This is a genomic window from Ruegeria sp. CL5, assembly GCF_056536485.1.
In genome coordinates, this window is record NZ_JBQFPS010000001.1 from 110052 (window position 1) to 124663 (window position 14612).

Annotated in this window: 13 protein-coding genes and 1 tRNA gene; 12 read left to right on the forward strand and 2 right to left on the reverse strand. The window is 51.8% G+C overall.

Annotated elements, in window-relative coordinates; genetic code table 11:
- Window position 1 precedes the first annotated feature (1 nt).
- From sufC to ACR0IU_RS00570, 7 genes are all read left to right on the forward strand, one after another.
- Window positions 2-757, forward strand: coding sequence for a Fe-S cluster assembly ATPase SufC (gene sufC / locus ACR0IU_RS00540; RefSeq protein ID WP_480714889.1), 756 nt, complete (start codon window positions 2-4; stop codon window positions 755-757).
- A complete protein-coding gene (gene sufD / locus ACR0IU_RS00545; RefSeq protein ID WP_480714890.1) occupies window positions 757-2037 on the forward strand; it encodes a Fe-S cluster assembly protein SufD in 1281 nt (426 codons plus the stop codon). Before sufC ends, sufD begins: the two co-directional genes overlap by 1 nt.
- Window positions 2037-2522 (forward strand): YIP1 family protein, encoded by a 486-nt coding sequence (locus tag ACR0IU_RS00550; protein ID WP_010440201.1) that lies wholly within the window; start codon window positions 2037-2039, stop codon window positions 2520-2522. The genes sufD and ACR0IU_RS00550 overlap by 1 nt, the downstream gene beginning before the upstream one ends.
- Complete coding sequence (locus tag ACR0IU_RS00555; RefSeq protein WP_480714891.1) at window positions 2519-3076, forward strand: Yip1 family protein; 558 nt, start codon at window positions 2519-2521, stop codon at window positions 3074-3076. The genes ACR0IU_RS00550 and ACR0IU_RS00555 overlap by 4 nt, the downstream gene beginning before the upstream one ends.
- A 13-nt stretch (window positions 3077-3089) precedes the next feature.
- Window positions 3090-4310 (forward strand): cysteine desulfurase, encoded by a 1221-nt coding sequence (locus ACR0IU_RS00560; RefSeq protein WP_480714892.1) that lies wholly within the window; start codon window positions 3090-3092, stop codon window positions 4308-4310.
- A gap of 55 nt (window positions 4311-4365) precedes the next feature.
- Window positions 4366-4442: transfer RNA gene (locus ACR0IU_RS00565), tRNA-Arg, on the forward strand.
- 77 nt (window positions 4443-4519) lie between these two features.
- A complete protein-coding gene (locus ACR0IU_RS00570) occupies window positions 4520-5449 on the forward strand; it encodes a DUF6538 domain-containing protein (protein WP_480714893.1) in 930 nt (309 codons plus the stop codon).
- 900 nt (window positions 5450-6349) lie between these two features.
- Here ACR0IU_RS00570 and ACR0IU_RS00575 read toward each other — a convergent pair.
- Window positions 6350-7066 carry a hypothetical protein gene (locus ACR0IU_RS00575; RefSeq protein ID WP_480714894.1) on the reverse strand — a complete coding sequence of 239 codons (717 nt, stop codon included), beginning with the start codon at window positions 7064-7066 and terminating at the stop codon, window positions 6350-6352.
- A 370-nt stretch (window positions 7067-7436) separates the two neighbouring features.
- Between ACR0IU_RS00575 and ACR0IU_RS00580 the strand changes: the two genes are divergently transcribed.
- The gene (locus tag ACR0IU_RS00580) at window positions 7437-8015 is read left to right on the forward strand and encodes a recombinase family protein (RefSeq protein WP_480714895.1); all 579 of its coding nucleotides are present in this window, start codon (window positions 7437-7439) and stop codon (window positions 8013-8015) included.
- 1431 nt (window positions 8016-9446) lie between these two features.
- On the opposite strand, the gene mepK is transcribed toward ACR0IU_RS00580, so the two are convergent.
- Window positions 9447-10016 carry a peptidoglycan L,D-endopeptidase MepK gene (mepK, locus tag ACR0IU_RS00585; protein WP_010440193.1) on the reverse strand — a complete coding sequence of 190 codons (570 nt, stop codon included), beginning with the start codon at window positions 10014-10016 and terminating at the stop codon, window positions 9447-9449.
- A gap of 345 nt (window positions 10017-10361) precedes the next feature.
- Here mepK and ACR0IU_RS00590 point away from each other — a divergent pair, with 345 nt between their 5' ends.
- Genes ACR0IU_RS00590 through ACR0IU_RS00605 form a run of 4 tightly spaced genes read left to right on the forward strand, consistent with a single transcriptional unit; the run spans window position 10362 to window position 14596 of the window.
- A complete protein-coding gene (locus ACR0IU_RS00590) occupies window positions 10362-11963 on the forward strand; it encodes a L,D-transpeptidase family protein (RefSeq protein WP_480714896.1) in 1602 nt (533 codons plus the stop codon).
- A gap of 34 nt (window positions 11964-11997) precedes the next feature.
- Entirely contained in the window at window positions 11998-13089 is a 1092-nt protein-coding gene (gene lpxD, locus ACR0IU_RS00595; RefSeq protein WP_480714897.1) for a UDP-3-O-(3-hydroxymyristoyl)glucosamine N-acyltransferase, read from the forward strand.
- A 32-nt stretch (window positions 13090-13121) separates the two neighbouring features.
- On the forward strand, window positions 13122-13379 hold the full coding sequence (locus ACR0IU_RS00600; RefSeq protein WP_010440190.1) for an acyl carrier protein: 258 nt from the start codon (window positions 13122-13124) through the stop codon (window positions 13377-13379).
- An 8-nt stretch (window positions 13380-13387) separates the two neighbouring features.
- Window positions 13388-14596, forward strand: coding sequence for a beta-ketoacyl-[acyl-carrier-protein] synthase family protein (locus tag ACR0IU_RS00605; protein WP_170470313.1), 1209 nt, complete (start codon window positions 13388-13390; stop codon window positions 14594-14596).
- Window positions 14597-14612 lie beyond the last annotated feature (16 nt).

The window sequence follows — 14612 nt, forward strand, 5'->3', positions numbered from 1 at the left end:
AATGCTGGAAATCAAAAACCTGCACGTAAAACTTGAGGAAGAAGACAAACAAATTCTCAAAGGCGTCGATCTGACGGTTGAGGCCGGCAAGGTGCATGCGATCATGGGGCCGAATGGCTCTGGCAAGTCTACGCTTAGCTATGTCTTGTCCGGTCGGGACGGATATGAAGTGACAGATGGTACCGCCACACTTGAGAGCGAAGATCTGCTTGAGATGGAGCCGGAAGAGCGCGCAGCTGCTGGTGTATTTCTCGCATTCCAATATCCGGTGGAGATTCCCGGTGTCGGCAACATGACGTTCTTGCGCACAGCGGTGAATGCTCAGCGTAAGGCACGTGGTCAGGAAGAACTGTCTGCGGCGGATTTCCTGAAAGAAATCCGCGCCAAGGCAAAGGCGCTGAAGATCGACGCGGATATGTTGAAACGCCCAGTTAATGTTGGATTCTCGGGTGGTGAGAAAAAGCGCAACGAAATCCTGCAGATGGCAATGCTTGAGCCCAAGTTATGCATCCTTGACGAGACAGACTCGGGGCTCGATGTGGATGCGATGAAGCTGGTTTCGGAAGGCGTGAATGCATTGCGCGACGAAGGGCGCGGTTTCCTTGTTATCACGCATTATCAGCGTTTGCTGGATCACATTAAACCAGACGTCGTGCACATCATGGCCGATGGCCGTATCGTCAAATCGGGCGGACCCGAGTTGGCTCTGGAAGTTGAACACAATGGGTATGCTGACATTCTGGCCGAGGTAAACTGATGGCTCTCGCTCAAGCAAAACAGACGGCAACCGAAGAGCGGCTTGCAGCTCTGACCATGCCAGATGCGGGTTGCACGCTTAAGGCGCGAGAGGCTGCTTTGGCGCGGGTGCGCGAAATGGGTCTGCCCGGGCGTCGGGATGAATACTGGAAGTATACCCAGCCCGATACATTGATCTCGGCACAAGCACCCGCGGCGGCGTTGTTTCAGAACGACGAAGCGCCGATGTTCAACGAGTTTGACCGGCTGAAGATTGTCTTCATCGATGGTGTATTTAGCCCTGAAGAGTCAGACGAACTGTCGATGGAAGGTGTCACTATCGACAGGTTGGAAGATATCTGCTGCAAAGATATCCATTGGGCCAAAGAGTTATACGGTGTTCTTGAAGCAAATGGTCAGACCCCGGTGCATCGCCCTCTGGCGGCATTGAACACTGCATTTGCGTCAGATGGTGTTGCCATCCATGTGACCGGAAAACCTGCCAAACCGATCAGCCTGATCTATCGCCATGCTTCGGAAACCTCGGATGCGATCCTGCACCATGTAGTTCGTGTTGAAAGCGGCGCCGAGGTGACCATCCTTGAAAATGGCCCGGCCGCATCGCGTTTCAACAAATGTATGGAGATCGATATCGCCGATGGCGGTACGCTGCACCATGTTCGCGCACAGGGTCGCGATCATCAGCGGCGAGCAGCGACGCATATGTTCACTCGAATGGGAACGGAGTCTGTGTACAAATCCTTCACACTTACTGTGAACGGTGTTCTGACGCGGAACGAGCAGGTGGTTGAACTTACCGGCGACGATGCCGTTGTCCATGTTGCGGGTGCTTGCGTTGGAGATGGTGAATTCCATCATGACGACACGGTATTTGTGACCCACGATGCGGTGAATTGCGAAAGCCGTCAGGTGTTCAAGAAGGTGTTGCGCAACGGGGCGACAGGCGTCTTTCAGGGAAAGATCCTCGTCAAGGCGGGTGCGCAGAAAACCGATGGATATCAGATCAGCCAATCTTTGCTGCTGGATGAGGACAGCCAGTTTCTCGCCAAGCCCGAGTTGGAAATCTACGCGGATGACGTCGCCTGTTCGCACGGCTCGACCTCTGGTGCGATAGACGAAACGGCGTTGTTCTACCTACGATCGCGTGGTGTCCCGACCAAAGAGGCGACGGATATGCTGACTTTGGCTTTCCTCGCGGAAGCGGTTCAGGAGATCGAAGATGAAGCTCTGGCCGAGGTGATTGTCACACGATTGCAAGATTGGCTGGCACGCCGCCGCTGATGTCCGTCACAACAGATATCGTTGCCACGTATCGCGGACCGGGGCGTGTTGTGCGTCGCCTGTTGGATATGGGCCCGCGTGAAGATCGTGCGCTGGCATTCGTGATGGCCTTCTGTGTAGTTGGTTTCATCGCCCAATTGCCAAGCCTTGCACGCCGTGCCCACATTGAAGGGCTGGAACTGAACATGCTCATGGGCGGCGCCTTGTTGGGCTCGGTCTTCATACTTCCTCTGTTCTTCTATCTTCTGGCGTGGCTCTCACAGTTGGTGGCACGGGTTTTTGGAGGCCGTGGAAACGGCTATGGCGCAAGGCTGGCGTTGTTCTGGGCGTTGTTGGCATCGGCCCCATTGGTGTTGTTGAACGGGTTGGTCGCGGGCTTTATCGGTCCGGGCCCGGAACAAACGCTAGCCGGAATGTTATGGGTTGCGATTTTTACCTGGTTCTGGTTGTCCGGTCTCAGACAATCGCAAAAGGCCATTAAATGAACTCTGCCGTGCTGCTGAATATGGTCGTCCTGACGCTGACATACCCGGCCGAGGCTGCCAAGCGTTTGCTGGCAATGCGCTTTGGTCCAGACGTGCTGTGGATTGCATTCTTTCTTGCCGTGATCCTGAATGCGTTGGTTCAAACTCTGTCCGGCTTTGTGATGCCTTTTATTAACCCAGAAGTTCAACAATTTGCCGAGCCTTTATCGCGGACCTTGTTTGTATCAGTTGCCGCGATTCTGATCAGCGTCGTTGCTTTCCTCTTGGTAGGGCGGGTACTGGGCGGAGAGGGGTCGTTCAACGACCTCATGACTCTGGTCGTCTGGCTGCAGATCCTGCAGATTATCGGGCAGGCGATCATACTGACATTGGTCTCGGTGCTGCCGTTTTTGTTCTTACCGGCAAGCCTCGCGATGTTGGTGCTGAGCCTCTACATCACCTTACATTTCCTCAACGAAGCGCATCGATTTCAATCGCTGGGTAAATCGTTTCTGGTGATCCTATTGTCTGGCCTCGTGGCTATCCCGTTTGTCCTCTGGCTGTCGCCTGTATAGGGAACCTTTGTCCATGTATGACGTACAGAAAATTCGCGCCGACTTTCCGATCCTGTCGCGACAGGTCAACGGAAAGCCTCTGACCTATCTCGACAATGGCGCATCCGCGCAAAAGCCTCAGGCTGTTATTGACGCAGTCACGCAGGCCTATGCCCATGAGTATTCGAACGTTCATCGCGGGCTTCACTACCTGTCCAATCTTGCGACCGAGAAGTACGAGTCCGTCCGGGGCACTGTCGCGCGTTTTCTGGGCGTTTCGAACGAGGAAGAGATTGTATTGAACTCGGGTACGACCGAGGGGATCAATCTCGTCGCTTACGGTTGGGCGATGCCGCATCTGCAGGCGGGGGACGAGATCGTGCTCAGCGTGATGGAGCATCACGCAAACATCGTACCCTGGCACTTCTTGCGCGAACGGCAGGGCGTCGTTCTGAAGTGGGTTGATGTGGACACAAACGGTCATCTTGATCCACAAGCCGTCATCGACGCAATCGGGCCGAAGACAAAGCTGGTGGCGGTGACACAGTGTTCAAACGTTTTAGGCACACTGGTCGACGTCAAATCGATCACACAAGCGGCCCACGCCAAAGGTGTTCCGGTACTGGTGGACGGTAGCCAAGGCGCTGTCCATATGCCCGTGAATGTCGAGGATATCGGCTGCGACTTTTACGCGATAACGGGCCATAAGTTGTACGGCCCGTCCGGTTCAGGTGCGATATTCATCAAATCGGAACGCATGGCCGAAATGCGCCCTTTTATCGGGGGCGGCGACATGATCAAAGAGGTGTCAAAAGATCAGGTGATCTACAATGACCCACCGATGAAGTTCGAAGCCGGAACGCCGGGCATCGTGCAGACCATCGGTATGGGCGTTGCGCTGGATTACATGATGGATTTGGGCATGGAGAACATTGCATCACATGAGGCGGGTCTGCGCGACTATGCGATGCAACGACTGAACGGGCTGAACTGGCTGCAGGTTCAGGGAACCACACCCGACAAGGCCGCAATCTTCAGCTTTACGCTGGACGGGGCAGGGCATGCCCACGATGTTTCGACGATACTTGACAAAAAGGGTGTCGCAGTGCGTGCGGGCCATCACTGCGCGGGGCCGCTTATGGACCATCTGGGTGTCACCGCCACCTGCCGCGCCAGCTTCGGCCTCTACAACACGACCGAAGAGGTCGACACGCTGATCGATGCTTTGGAATTGGCCCACGATCTGTTTGCCTGATGTGGTCGCATTTGCAGTTGCACCCAGATTGGAACGAGGGTAGCTAACGGCCAAGGCACCTGTAGCTCAGCTGGATAGAGCGCTGCCCTCCGAAGGCAGAGGCCAGAGGTTCGAATCCTCTCAGGTGCGCCATATCAATGAAGATAATGAAATAAATACAAAGAGTTAGATTGATATTGCGCTCTGTTAGGTGACACAATAGGTGACACATGACAGCAAGTTGGTTCAAAATCGGCCCAATCAGTATGAAGATTAAATACGTGGAGTGGCGTAGAGGTACGGCCTACTATCGCCGTCGAATTCCGTCCGACCTACAGAATAAATACAATGGAAAAGCCCATCTGTTTTCCTCACTTAAGACAGACAACCCTGCGTTGGCGGCAAAGCGGTCATTCGAAGAAACTAGGCGTATAGACAAGGAATGGAGCCTGTTGAGGTCTAAGGGGCAATCAGACCTTCAGACCAGAGAAGAGGGGATGGCGGTACTGCGAAAGTATGGCCTGAAGCCGGGTCAAGCCGTTGAGTACGACAAATACGACATAGAGCCGGAAGAGTTTGTAGGCGAACTTCTCGCTCACTCTCACGACCCTTACGGAAACAACCCCGGTATCGTAAAGGAACGACTACCAGCAGGCCTTAGGATGGCAGCTGAGTTATTTTACGCTGAAGGTGACGAACTGAACAAACTTACTTGCCCCAGCTTCTCCGAAGTTATCGAGAAACACCTGTACTTTCATCCAAGACGGTCATCAGACCCTCAGTTTGACCGAGCCACACAGAGGTTCATAAAGGTCAACGGAGACATGCCTATAGATCAATTTCGGCGGGAAAACACAATTGTCGGCAATGGAAGGGTAAGCAGAAGAAGCAATCCAGTCCAAACTAAGCTTCTAGAGTACTACCCCTTCTTGAATGATCTAGAAGCTCATGGATTTAACTCTCTGAAACTTCAGGCAATTGACTCAAACATAATGAATCAAACTCTCCTTATGCTGAAACGTGAACACAATGTACCAGCACTTCCAATCCATGATTGTCTCATTGTTCGCGCAAAGGACATAGATGCTGCAAAAGAAGTGTTCACCGAAGCTTTTATTGAGCATGCTGGAGTTAAGCCTACATTAGAGGTGGAACTTTGATGAAGAAGAATTCTCAGTAGATACTGAGACTATTACCTTATCTGCTTCAATTACTTACTGCTCATATGTGTAAGATTTGGGTTTACCATACGATGTGTATTAGATTGCTTGTAGTCTACTTCTAATACGCTAACGGTAGATACCATAATGTCCTACCTTGCGGGTTACTATGAACGCTAAGGGCGTCGTCGAATGGCTCCGAGTGTTTGTCAAGTTTGAGTAGCTCTGAGAGTCAGTAATTCATCAATACAATCAACGAGATGCTTGGCTTCATTGGATCAATCCAAAGGAGCAGTACGGGGCCGTTTGCTTCTTTCTGGTAGGGGAAGGCCAAGAGGTCGCAATGGACCGCCCTACGGAGCTCTACGGGGCTCTCTGGGGGGCTACAGGTCAGTGGATACTGCGTCTAATTTAACTTGATATCAATTGGTTGGTAGTTGCCTTTGAAGTTGGTTTCAACCTCCGACCTTTAAGGCGTCAATAAGAGCTCTTGAGATTTCAACAGACAACTTCCCAGTGCTTTGTATACTTGTCGGATTGCTGCTCGACCGAAATAGGATTGTGCAGCCATTACTGTTCGCACAAAGGGGGCATTAACAGCAGGGTTCATCAAGCTCTGCTTTGCGGACAAAGCTGTCATCCGCTTTATACAAAACTCGCGCTTGTGAAGCAGTCAAAACAAACAAATACACAAACCATACCTACGTCTACGAGACAAACTTCATCACCGACGGAGTCTATCTGATCGTAGAATGTCATCCATCCATTCCAAACTTACCAATTTTAGAATGTTTGTTCAGGAAAGTTCGGCGAGAGACCAAATCTGGGTAAACGTTAAGGGCTTCGGGAACTCTGTTATCTACGGCATTGTGAAAGAGGCATTAGTTAATCCATAAGAAATTATGCCCTTTTTATTTTCTCAATCGCTTTTTCGATTTTATCAAGTGCTGCTTCAATCTTTTGCGCTCGCACCTCAACCTGCTGGATATCTCCAGTATGAACGAGTTTCACAACCTCGGTATAACTATCCTTAAGTTTCAAGGCGTAATTTCTTGGCACAAGCTTGATACGTTCACGGATTGTCTGCAAACGGCTCGCTAAAGTAGTATCAATCGTCTTGGCTTCCTTCTCTGTTGCTGATGGAGCTTCGGTTTCCTGCTCTGTCTCTTGGCTAGCTGCACTTGGGTCACCTTGAGAAACATCTGCTTTGGGATCGTCATCTTGGGTTTCGACGACCCTGAAAGACTTCAACTTAGTGGCCTTGGTAACTAATTTTTTTAGAGGTTTAAGGTGTGCCTCTGTGCTAAAATTACAATTCACGAATTGGGCTTCGAGGCATCCATCAAAAACATTGAATTCAATCTTTCCGTAAGTTGTTTTTGCTCCGCCGTAGACGCGTCTGGCCTCTTTGAATAGAGCGCCCATCGATTGTTTTAGATCAGCCCCGAAATATACATTCTTTTCGTTTCTTTTGCTGCTGTGTTCGCAATAAGCGAAAGTGAGAGGCACTTTTCCTCTCATTGCCGATTTCAACAACTTAACAAATTCATCCTCCTCGACTCTGTACTTAAACCCCGCAACTCTTTTAATTTTTCCAGCCAACTCGTCGTTCCCCATCTATCTCGCACGTGATAAATGGAGAGGATTCCCACGAATTTGTCAAATCCTGACCAGTGGGCAGTATGGGCTCATAGCGGTCATCTGACAACTTCTGTTAGCCATCAAATGTCCGGTGCTCGAATCTTTCAGATTCTGCACCACTAAGGAACCGTTTTTTCAGAGGTAATAATAAGAACAATAAACCCCCTCCTTTTTGAAGTCGGTTTCTAAAACCCCCCACCCCTTTGTTTCCAGACAAAAATGCTGCCAATGGGCCAAGGTTCTGTGTCCACCCGCTTAGGGTGGCGGAAATGGTGGCAATGAAGTCGATCTCGGCTTTTGGCGAGCAATTGCCTCAACGTCTAGGAACCTAAAGGAGACCACCACCATGATCATCGGATACGCAAGAACATCTACACTGGAACAACAAGCAGGACTGGAAGCCCAACAGAAGACACTCTCGGAGGTTGGATGCGAGAAAATTTACTCGGAACAAGTCTCCTCTGTTGCCCGTAGAGAGGCGCTCAGTGAAGCTCTCAGCTACTGCAGAGAAGGAGATGTCCTCATTGTCACCAAGCTCGACCGCCTTGCTCGTTCAGTCAGGCATCTAGGCGAGATCGTGGATGACTTAACTCAAAGAGGCGTCGCTCTAAGAGTACTCGATATATCCCTTGATACTTCAACGGCTACAGGGAACCTGATGCTGAATGTCCTTGGGTCCATCGCTCAATTCGAGAGAGAGATGATGTTGGAGCGGCAGCGAGAGGGAATAGCCAAAGCCAAAGCCGAGGGTAAATACAAAGGCAGAAAACCAACGGCACGTATGAGAACCTCCGAGGTGCTTCTGCTACTGGGTCAAGGGTACAAGAAGCACGAGATCGCCCAGCGCTTAAGTATTTCTCAGAGATCGGTCTATCGGATCGTGAATCAGGCTCGCGAGTCAGCGTCTGTGGAAGGCCAGCGCTGAAGTAGACGCTAAGGTGCGCAGTAAATGCTGATGAAACTATGAAAAAGCATCCAATGGCTGAAATCGCTTAGAGAAATGGCATTTGGTTACTCGTTGAATTTGTAGCTGCTTGGAGCAAACCCAAAGTCACCGAATGCTCTCTGACGCATTACCTTCCCTCTGGCTTCCTTACATGGGTAGTGGTTTGGATACAGGTTAATACCGATCCTGAATACTAGACCAATTGACGGTACAATCAGGGTTGCGGGCAAACCAGTCTTTCCCACTTGCCAACCCATCAGTCGCCCTAAGGTAGAGAAAATGAGCTTATTTTCCAAGATTGCGTTTGGTGCTGACACCTATTTTGACGCGTCGGCCAAAGATCGTTTTCACGATGCGAGTGCCTTTTTACTTTATTGCCTTTCTAGCATTGGTGAAACGACCTGTTTTGGGGCTTCGACCGTGAGCCGACGTTGGCTAAGAAACGGTTCGATGACTGAGTTACGGACAATTCCGTCTTTTGCCGACGCAGCTACTCTGCGGACAACGCTAGTGGGACGAAATGTCTCTTTGTCTTCCTTGTCGACCGATACAGCTACAGGCTCGTACCTAGTCAGCAGGTACAGAGTCCCGTTTACCGATTGGTGTTAACACCTATGCCTTCCCCTGTAAGCGCGTAAGCGGGACTCATTTGCCCCAGAGGTAGTGACCCGCTTGTGATTGTCGCTTTTACATCGCCACACAAAGAAACAGTGAAAAGCTCTCGCACCCAGTCACACTGAAGTTCGCTATTATGTTCTAATTAGTATATGACTCGAATTTTACCCCTACCCATAGCCGAGATACCCGAGGACTTCGGGATACATGTCTGCTGTGAGGATCGAAGGTGTCACCGGGGCCGGGACTTCTGGCCGGGTGAGTTACTGAAGAAGCTAGGACCGGATTCGACGTTCCACGACATACTGAACCGTATGCGGTGTTCACACTGTGGCAGGCGCCCTGTGGGGATTAGGCAGTTCTATCGGTTGGGCGTGTCGTGCACTCCTAGTTATTAGAATGGGATCGATATCAAACCGCTTATTGCCGGATGCTCCTTATCGCGCACGTACCTTCCCAAACTTCGATAAAAACCATGTGCATTCATCGCACCAAGTCCCACCCCTAACCAGATATCCATCATATTGCTTTCAATATTCTTGATGGTGACACAACGAGTGACACATTTGACTTTTCTATTGGCGCAAGCAACTGTAAAATAATAAAAATAACGATGCAAAAGTTGGTAGAAAATCCTCTCAGGTGCGCCACTTCTCTTGTGTTTGTTTTTGCTCCACTCAGTAGCGATTGGTATGCAATCTAGCTGCCGACAAAACAAAACCCCCAACAGAGATAACTGAGGGGGTTCACATTAACTGAGGGGGTTCACATTATGGTACGGGATTATGAGTTAAATCAGCCGCGCCAGGAACGGATGACACCGCAATCCATATGCACGAAATTCGACCGATAGTACTGGCCAACGCCCCCGGCGCGGCAGGAAATTGCAGCTTTCGCCATTTGCGAGACCGAGCGCGAGGATAAACGCAAGTCTGCAGCCTGACCTTTCATATGCAAGGAATTCTTGGCGACACCGCGAGAGCGACGGCGCAGCATGGCATTGGTTTGCGGAGAGCGGTAACCAGACAGCAGCATATAGGGTTCGCTTACATCCAGCATATTATGCGCCGCAGCCATGATGTCGATCGTGCGCAGGTCCATGTCCTTGACCTGATCGCTGCGCCAATCACGCATGAAGTGGTTAACCTCTTTCACCGCGTCCTTGATATATTTTCCATCAACCCAATATACCATATCGATCCGCTCACCGGTGCGGCCCGAATACATACGAATGCGGCGGATGTCGCCACCGCCGCGAAGAAAACCTGCTGCTTTGGAATAGGTTGGTGCCGCGACAACCGCCGTTGCGGCGAATGCGCCCAATAGGGCACGCCGGGTCAAGCCCGATGTACTGCTCTTGGTCATTTTAGTTTCGTCCCGTACTGTTCCTGCCTGCACACGATGTTACGCGTGCTGTATTAATTTTTATCCCATCCCAGATGCGGGATTTATTGCACAGTCGGAATCATCCGCCAAGGAGTCTTTGCCTGCGCCTTAATCAAGGGGGAATTTTCGGCAGTTTTTTGCGCAACTGATGCAAACATGCATGATAATTCTGCAATCCAAGTTCCAACGATGCAAACACGCATCACGGTAAAAAGAAGAGGCTAATTGATATATTTGTGAATAGACATTGACTGCGCCTCCAAACATTATTTCTAAACGCCGTAGAAATTTTGCGGCAAATCATTGAATAACCAAGGCTATCTGATGTCGTTTGTTTCTCGCGCTCGTTCTAGTGTATTTGCAGCTGCCTTTGTGGCAGTTTCAGCTTCTGTCGCATTGGCGGGGACATCTGGCACCGCCTTCCAGATGGCGGTGGCTGAAAGCACGATTTCAAACACTGCGATCGCTGAATTCTACCGAAAAAATGCGTTTGATCCGGTGTGGGTAGGCAGCACTCCTGAACATGAAGCGCGGCGCGCTGCCTTGATCAAGGCTTTGTCAACAATCGACATGCATGGGCTTCCACGCGCGCGCTATGATGTCTCAGCATTGATCGCGAAGATGCAGGACGCCAGAACAACCCGTGATTTAGGTTTGATCGAGGCTGAGCTAAGTCAAGTTTTTGCTAAATATGCCAACGATATACAGTCCGGTGTTACTTCACCTTCGCAAATCGATGCTGGCCTTGTACGGGATGTTGAACGGCGCAGCACGCAAGAACACCTGAAGCGTCTTGTTGCCGGCGATGGTGATGAGTACTTCCGTGAGATTATGCCTCAATCACGCCAGTATCGCGCTTTGATGAAGCAGAAAATTGCGCTCGAAACGCTGATCGAACAGGGCGGGTGGGGTGAGACCGTTCCTGTCACAAAGCTTGAGCGCGGAGACACAGGCGCGAATGTCATCAAATTGCGCAATCGGTTGGTTGCTATGGGTTATTTGAAACCCACTGCAAGCCCCAACTATGATGACGTGTTGCTTGCTGCCGTTCAGGCGTTTCAAACCGCACATGGGCTTGAACCGGATGGCGTTGCAGGTAATGGAACCATCACCGAGATCAATCGGCCAGTATCCGACCGTCTGAAAGCGGTTTACGTTGCTTTGGAACGTGAGCGTTGGTTGCCCGGAGAACGTGGTGAGCGCCACATTCTGGTGAATCAGGCAGACTTTTCGGCAAAGATCGTTGATGACGGTCAGGTCACGTTCGAGACACGCGCAGTCATTGGCAAAAATACACATGATCGCCGTAGTCCAGAGTTTTCGGACGAGATGGAGCATATGGTGATCAACCCCAGCTGGTATGTCCCGCGCTCGATCATCACCAAAGAGTACCTGCCGAAATTACAAGCTAACCCGAACGCAGTGGGGCATATCCAGATTACTGATCGTGGGGGGCGGCAAGTTAACCGGGGCGCTGTTGATTTCACCCAGTTCACCGCAAGGAACTTCCCGTTCTCGATGCGTCAACCACCAAGCAGAAGCAACGCGCTGGGTCTGGTGAAGTTCATGTTCCCGAACAAGCACAACATCTATCTTCACGATACGCCACAGAAGTCTTTGTTCGCGCGCGAGGTTCGGGCTTTCTCACACGGATGTATTCGATTGGCGCAGCCATTTGAATTTGCATATGCATTGCTGGCCAAACAGGAAGAGGATCCAAAATCTTTCTTCCATCGTGTGTTGAACACTGGAAAAGAGACGAAGGTGAACCTTGAAAACCCGGTGCCGGTGCATCTGATCTACAGAACGGCCTATGTCGGACCGAAGGGTGAGGTTCAATATCGCCGTGATGTATATGACCGTGATCGCAAGATCTGGGAGGCATTGCAAAAGGCAGGGGTAGCCCTGCCGGACGTTCAGGGGTAATCACGGGGCAACTACGCGCCACGAGGAAGCCCGCATGCAATTCACAGTTCAGCAAATCGCCGACGCTCTTGGTGCTGTGGCCGAGGGTCAGACGAGTTTGACGATCCTTCGCGCAGCCGAGCCAGGCGATGCGGGACCAACCGATCTGGCGATGGCAATGTCGCCCAAATATGCCGAGGCCTTGGCGAATGGCGCGGCGCGGGCCGCTGTACTTTGGGATGGGGCGGATTGGCGGGCATTGGGTCTTGAGGCGGCCATCTTTGTACAGCGCCCGCGTATGGCGATGGCCGGAATAACATCGATGCTGGATCGCGGGCAGGGCATTGCACTGGGGATCCACCCATCGGCTGTTATCGATGAAACTGCAGAGATTGGAGAGGACGTATCGGTCGGTCCGCTCTCCGTGATCGGAGCGCGGGCAAAGATCGGTAAGGGTTCGGTTATCGGCGCGCATTGCGTGATTGGAATGGATGCAGCGCTGGGTGAAGGCGCTCTGCTTCGCGAGATGGTAAGCATCGGGGCACGGGCGCAGATTGGCGATCGATTTATTGCTCAGCCGGGCGCGCGTATCGGAGGTGACGGGTTCAGCTACGTCACGCCTGAGGTATCAGGCGCAGAAAACGCGCGGAAAACACTTGGCGATCAAGGGGATGCAAAAGCGCAAAGCTGGTTGCGCATTCACTCACTTGGGGCGGTCGAGATTGGTGACGATGTTGAAGTTGGGTCGAACTGTACCGTCGACAACGGCACTATCCGCAACACCGTGATCGGAAGCGGGTCCAAGTTGGATAACCTTGTACATGTGGGTCACAACACGCGCGTGGGGCAGGATTGCTTGCTCTGCGGTCAGACTGGAGTTTCCGGTTCGGTTGAGATCGGAAATAACGTTGTATTGGGTGGTCAGACTGGCGTTGCCGACAACATCTTTATCGGTGATGGGGTAATATCCGGTGGAGGCACCAAGATCCTGTCGAATGTGCCTGCTGGCCGCGTGATTATGGGTTATCCAGGGGTCAAAATGGAAAGCCACACAGAGATTTACAAAGCCCAACGCCGATTGCCCCGTTTGGCCCGTGACGTTGAGGCGTTGAAAAAGGCTGTTTCCAAACAGGCTCCAAGCGATTAAATCAACCCCAACACGATAACCAGGGGATCGAGATGAGCATCAGCGACCGCGTCATTGCAATCATTGCCGAGCAGGCCGTGCTTGAGCCTTCGGATGTGACGCCCGACAGCACGCTCGAGGATCTGGGCATCGATAGCCTGGGTCTGGTCGAGAGCATCTTTGCCATCGAAGAAGAGTTTGATATCACGGTGCCCTTCAACGCGAACGAACCCACTGCAAGTGATTTCGATATTTCAAACGTGGCCGCGATTATTGCGGGCATAGAAAAACTTGTATCGGAAAAGGTCTGACCTCCGGTATGAAACGCGTCGTCATTACGGGTGCGGGCACCATCAATTCTCTGGGTCATTCTGTCCCCGATACGCTGGAAGCCATGCGTGAAGGCCGATGCGGTATCTCAGATCTTGAGTTCCGTGATGTAGACCGGTTGTCGATCAAGATCGGCGGGCAAGTGCGCGGTTTTGAGGCTGAGGGGCGGTTCAATCGTCAGCAGATGACGCTGTATGATCGGTTCACACAGTTCACGCTGACAGCTGCCAAAGAGGCGATTGACCAGTCAGGCATTGTGTTCTCGGGCGATACCGCGGCACGGTCAGGCGTTGTTTTGGGAACCGCCGGGGGCGGTGTTTCAACCTGGGATGACAACTATCGTTCGGTCTACGAGGACGGTAAAAACAGGGTGCATCCATTTGTTGTCCCCAAATTGATGAACAATGCGGCAGCCAGCCACGTTTCGATGGAACACAACCTAAAAGGCCCCAGCTTCACGGTGTCGACTGCTTGTGCATCATCGAATCATGCCATGGCACAGGCGTTTCAGATGGTGCGCAGTGGGGCTGCTCCAGCCATGGTGACAGGTGGGTCGGAATCGATGCTGTGCTTTGGCGGTGTTAAGGCGTGGGAAGGGCTCCGTGTCATGTCCAAAGATGCCTGCCGCCCATTCAGTGCGAACCGAAACGGGATGGTGCAAGGCGAAGGCGCGGGTGTCTTTGTCTTTGAAGAATATGAACATGCGCGTGCGCGTGGCGCTGAAATCTTGTGCGAAGTCGTGGGCTTTGCCATGTCATCAGATGCGGCCGACATCGTTATGCCAAGCAAACAAGGGGCTTCTCGCGCGATGGCCGGTGCCTTGGCGGATGCCAAATTAAACGCCAGTGACGTGGGGTATATTAACGCGCATGGCACTGGCACGGCTGCAAATGACAAAACCGAATGCGCTGCGGTTGCTGATGTATTTGGCCCTCATGCAGACGACCTCATGATCTCGTCCACCAAATCAATGCATGGTCATTTGATTGGTGGAACTGGCGCGGTCGAGTTGCTGGCCTGTATCATGGCCTTACGCGACGGAATTGTCGCCCCGACTATCGGCTATGAAGAGCCTGACCCCGAATGTGCACTCGATGTGGTGCCGAACGAAGCGCGTGAGGCGAAGGTCGATGTCGCACTTAGCAACGCGTTTGCCTTTGGCGGATTGAATGCCGTTCTCGCGCTAAAGCGGATATGAAAAAGCCGTCGCTGTT

What these genes read in the sequence shown, in the direction of transcription:
- ACR0IU_RS00600 (WP_010440190.1), top strand. Translation starts at nt 13,122, where the DNA reads ATGAGCATCAGCGACCGCGTCATTGCAATCATTGCCGAGCAGGCCGTG.
- sufD (WP_480714890.1), top strand. Translation starts at nt 757, where the DNA reads ATGGCTCTCGCTCAAGCAAAACAGACGGCAACCGAAGAGCGGCTTGCA.
- lpxD (WP_480714897.1), top strand. Translation starts at nt 11,998, where the DNA reads ATGCAATTCACAGTTCAGCAAATCGCCGACGCTCTTGGTGCTGTGGCC.
- ACR0IU_RS00605 (WP_170470313.1), top strand. Translation starts at nt 13,388, where the DNA reads ATGAAACGCGTCGTCATTACGGGTGCGGGCACCATCAATTCTCTGGGT.
- ACR0IU_RS00580 (WP_480714895.1), top strand. Translation starts at nt 7,437, where the DNA reads ATGATCATCGGATACGCAAGAACATCTACACTGGAACAACAAGCAGGA.
- ACR0IU_RS00590 (WP_480714896.1), top strand. Translation starts at nt 10,362, where the DNA reads ATGTCGTTTGTTTCTCGCGCTCGTTCTAGTGTATTTGCAGCTGCCTTT.
- ACR0IU_RS00560 (WP_480714892.1), top strand. Translation starts at nt 3,090, where the DNA reads ATGTATGACGTACAGAAAATTCGCGCCGACTTTCCGATCCTGTCGCGA.
- mepK (WP_010440193.1), bottom strand. Translation starts at nt 10,016, where the DNA reads ATGACCAAGAGCAGTACATCGGGCTTGACCCGGCGTGCCCTATTGGGC.
- ACR0IU_RS00550 (WP_010440201.1), top strand. Translation starts at nt 2,037, where the DNA reads ATGTCCGTCACAACAGATATCGTTGCCACGTATCGCGGACCGGGGCGT.
- ACR0IU_RS00570 (WP_480714893.1), top strand. Translation starts at nt 4,520, where the DNA reads ATGACAGCAAGTTGGTTCAAAATCGGCCCAATCAGTATGAAGATTAAA.
- sufC (WP_480714889.1), top strand. Translation starts at nt 2, where the DNA reads ATGCTGGAAATCAAAAACCTGCACGTAAAACTTGAGGAAGAAGACAAA.
- ACR0IU_RS00555 (WP_480714891.1), top strand. Translation starts at nt 2,519, where the DNA reads ATGAACTCTGCCGTGCTGCTGAATATGGTCGTCCTGACGCTGACATAC.
- ACR0IU_RS00575 (WP_480714894.1), bottom strand. Translation starts at nt 7,066, where the DNA reads ATGGGGAACGACGAGTTGGCTGGAAAAATTAAAAGAGTTGCGGGGTTT.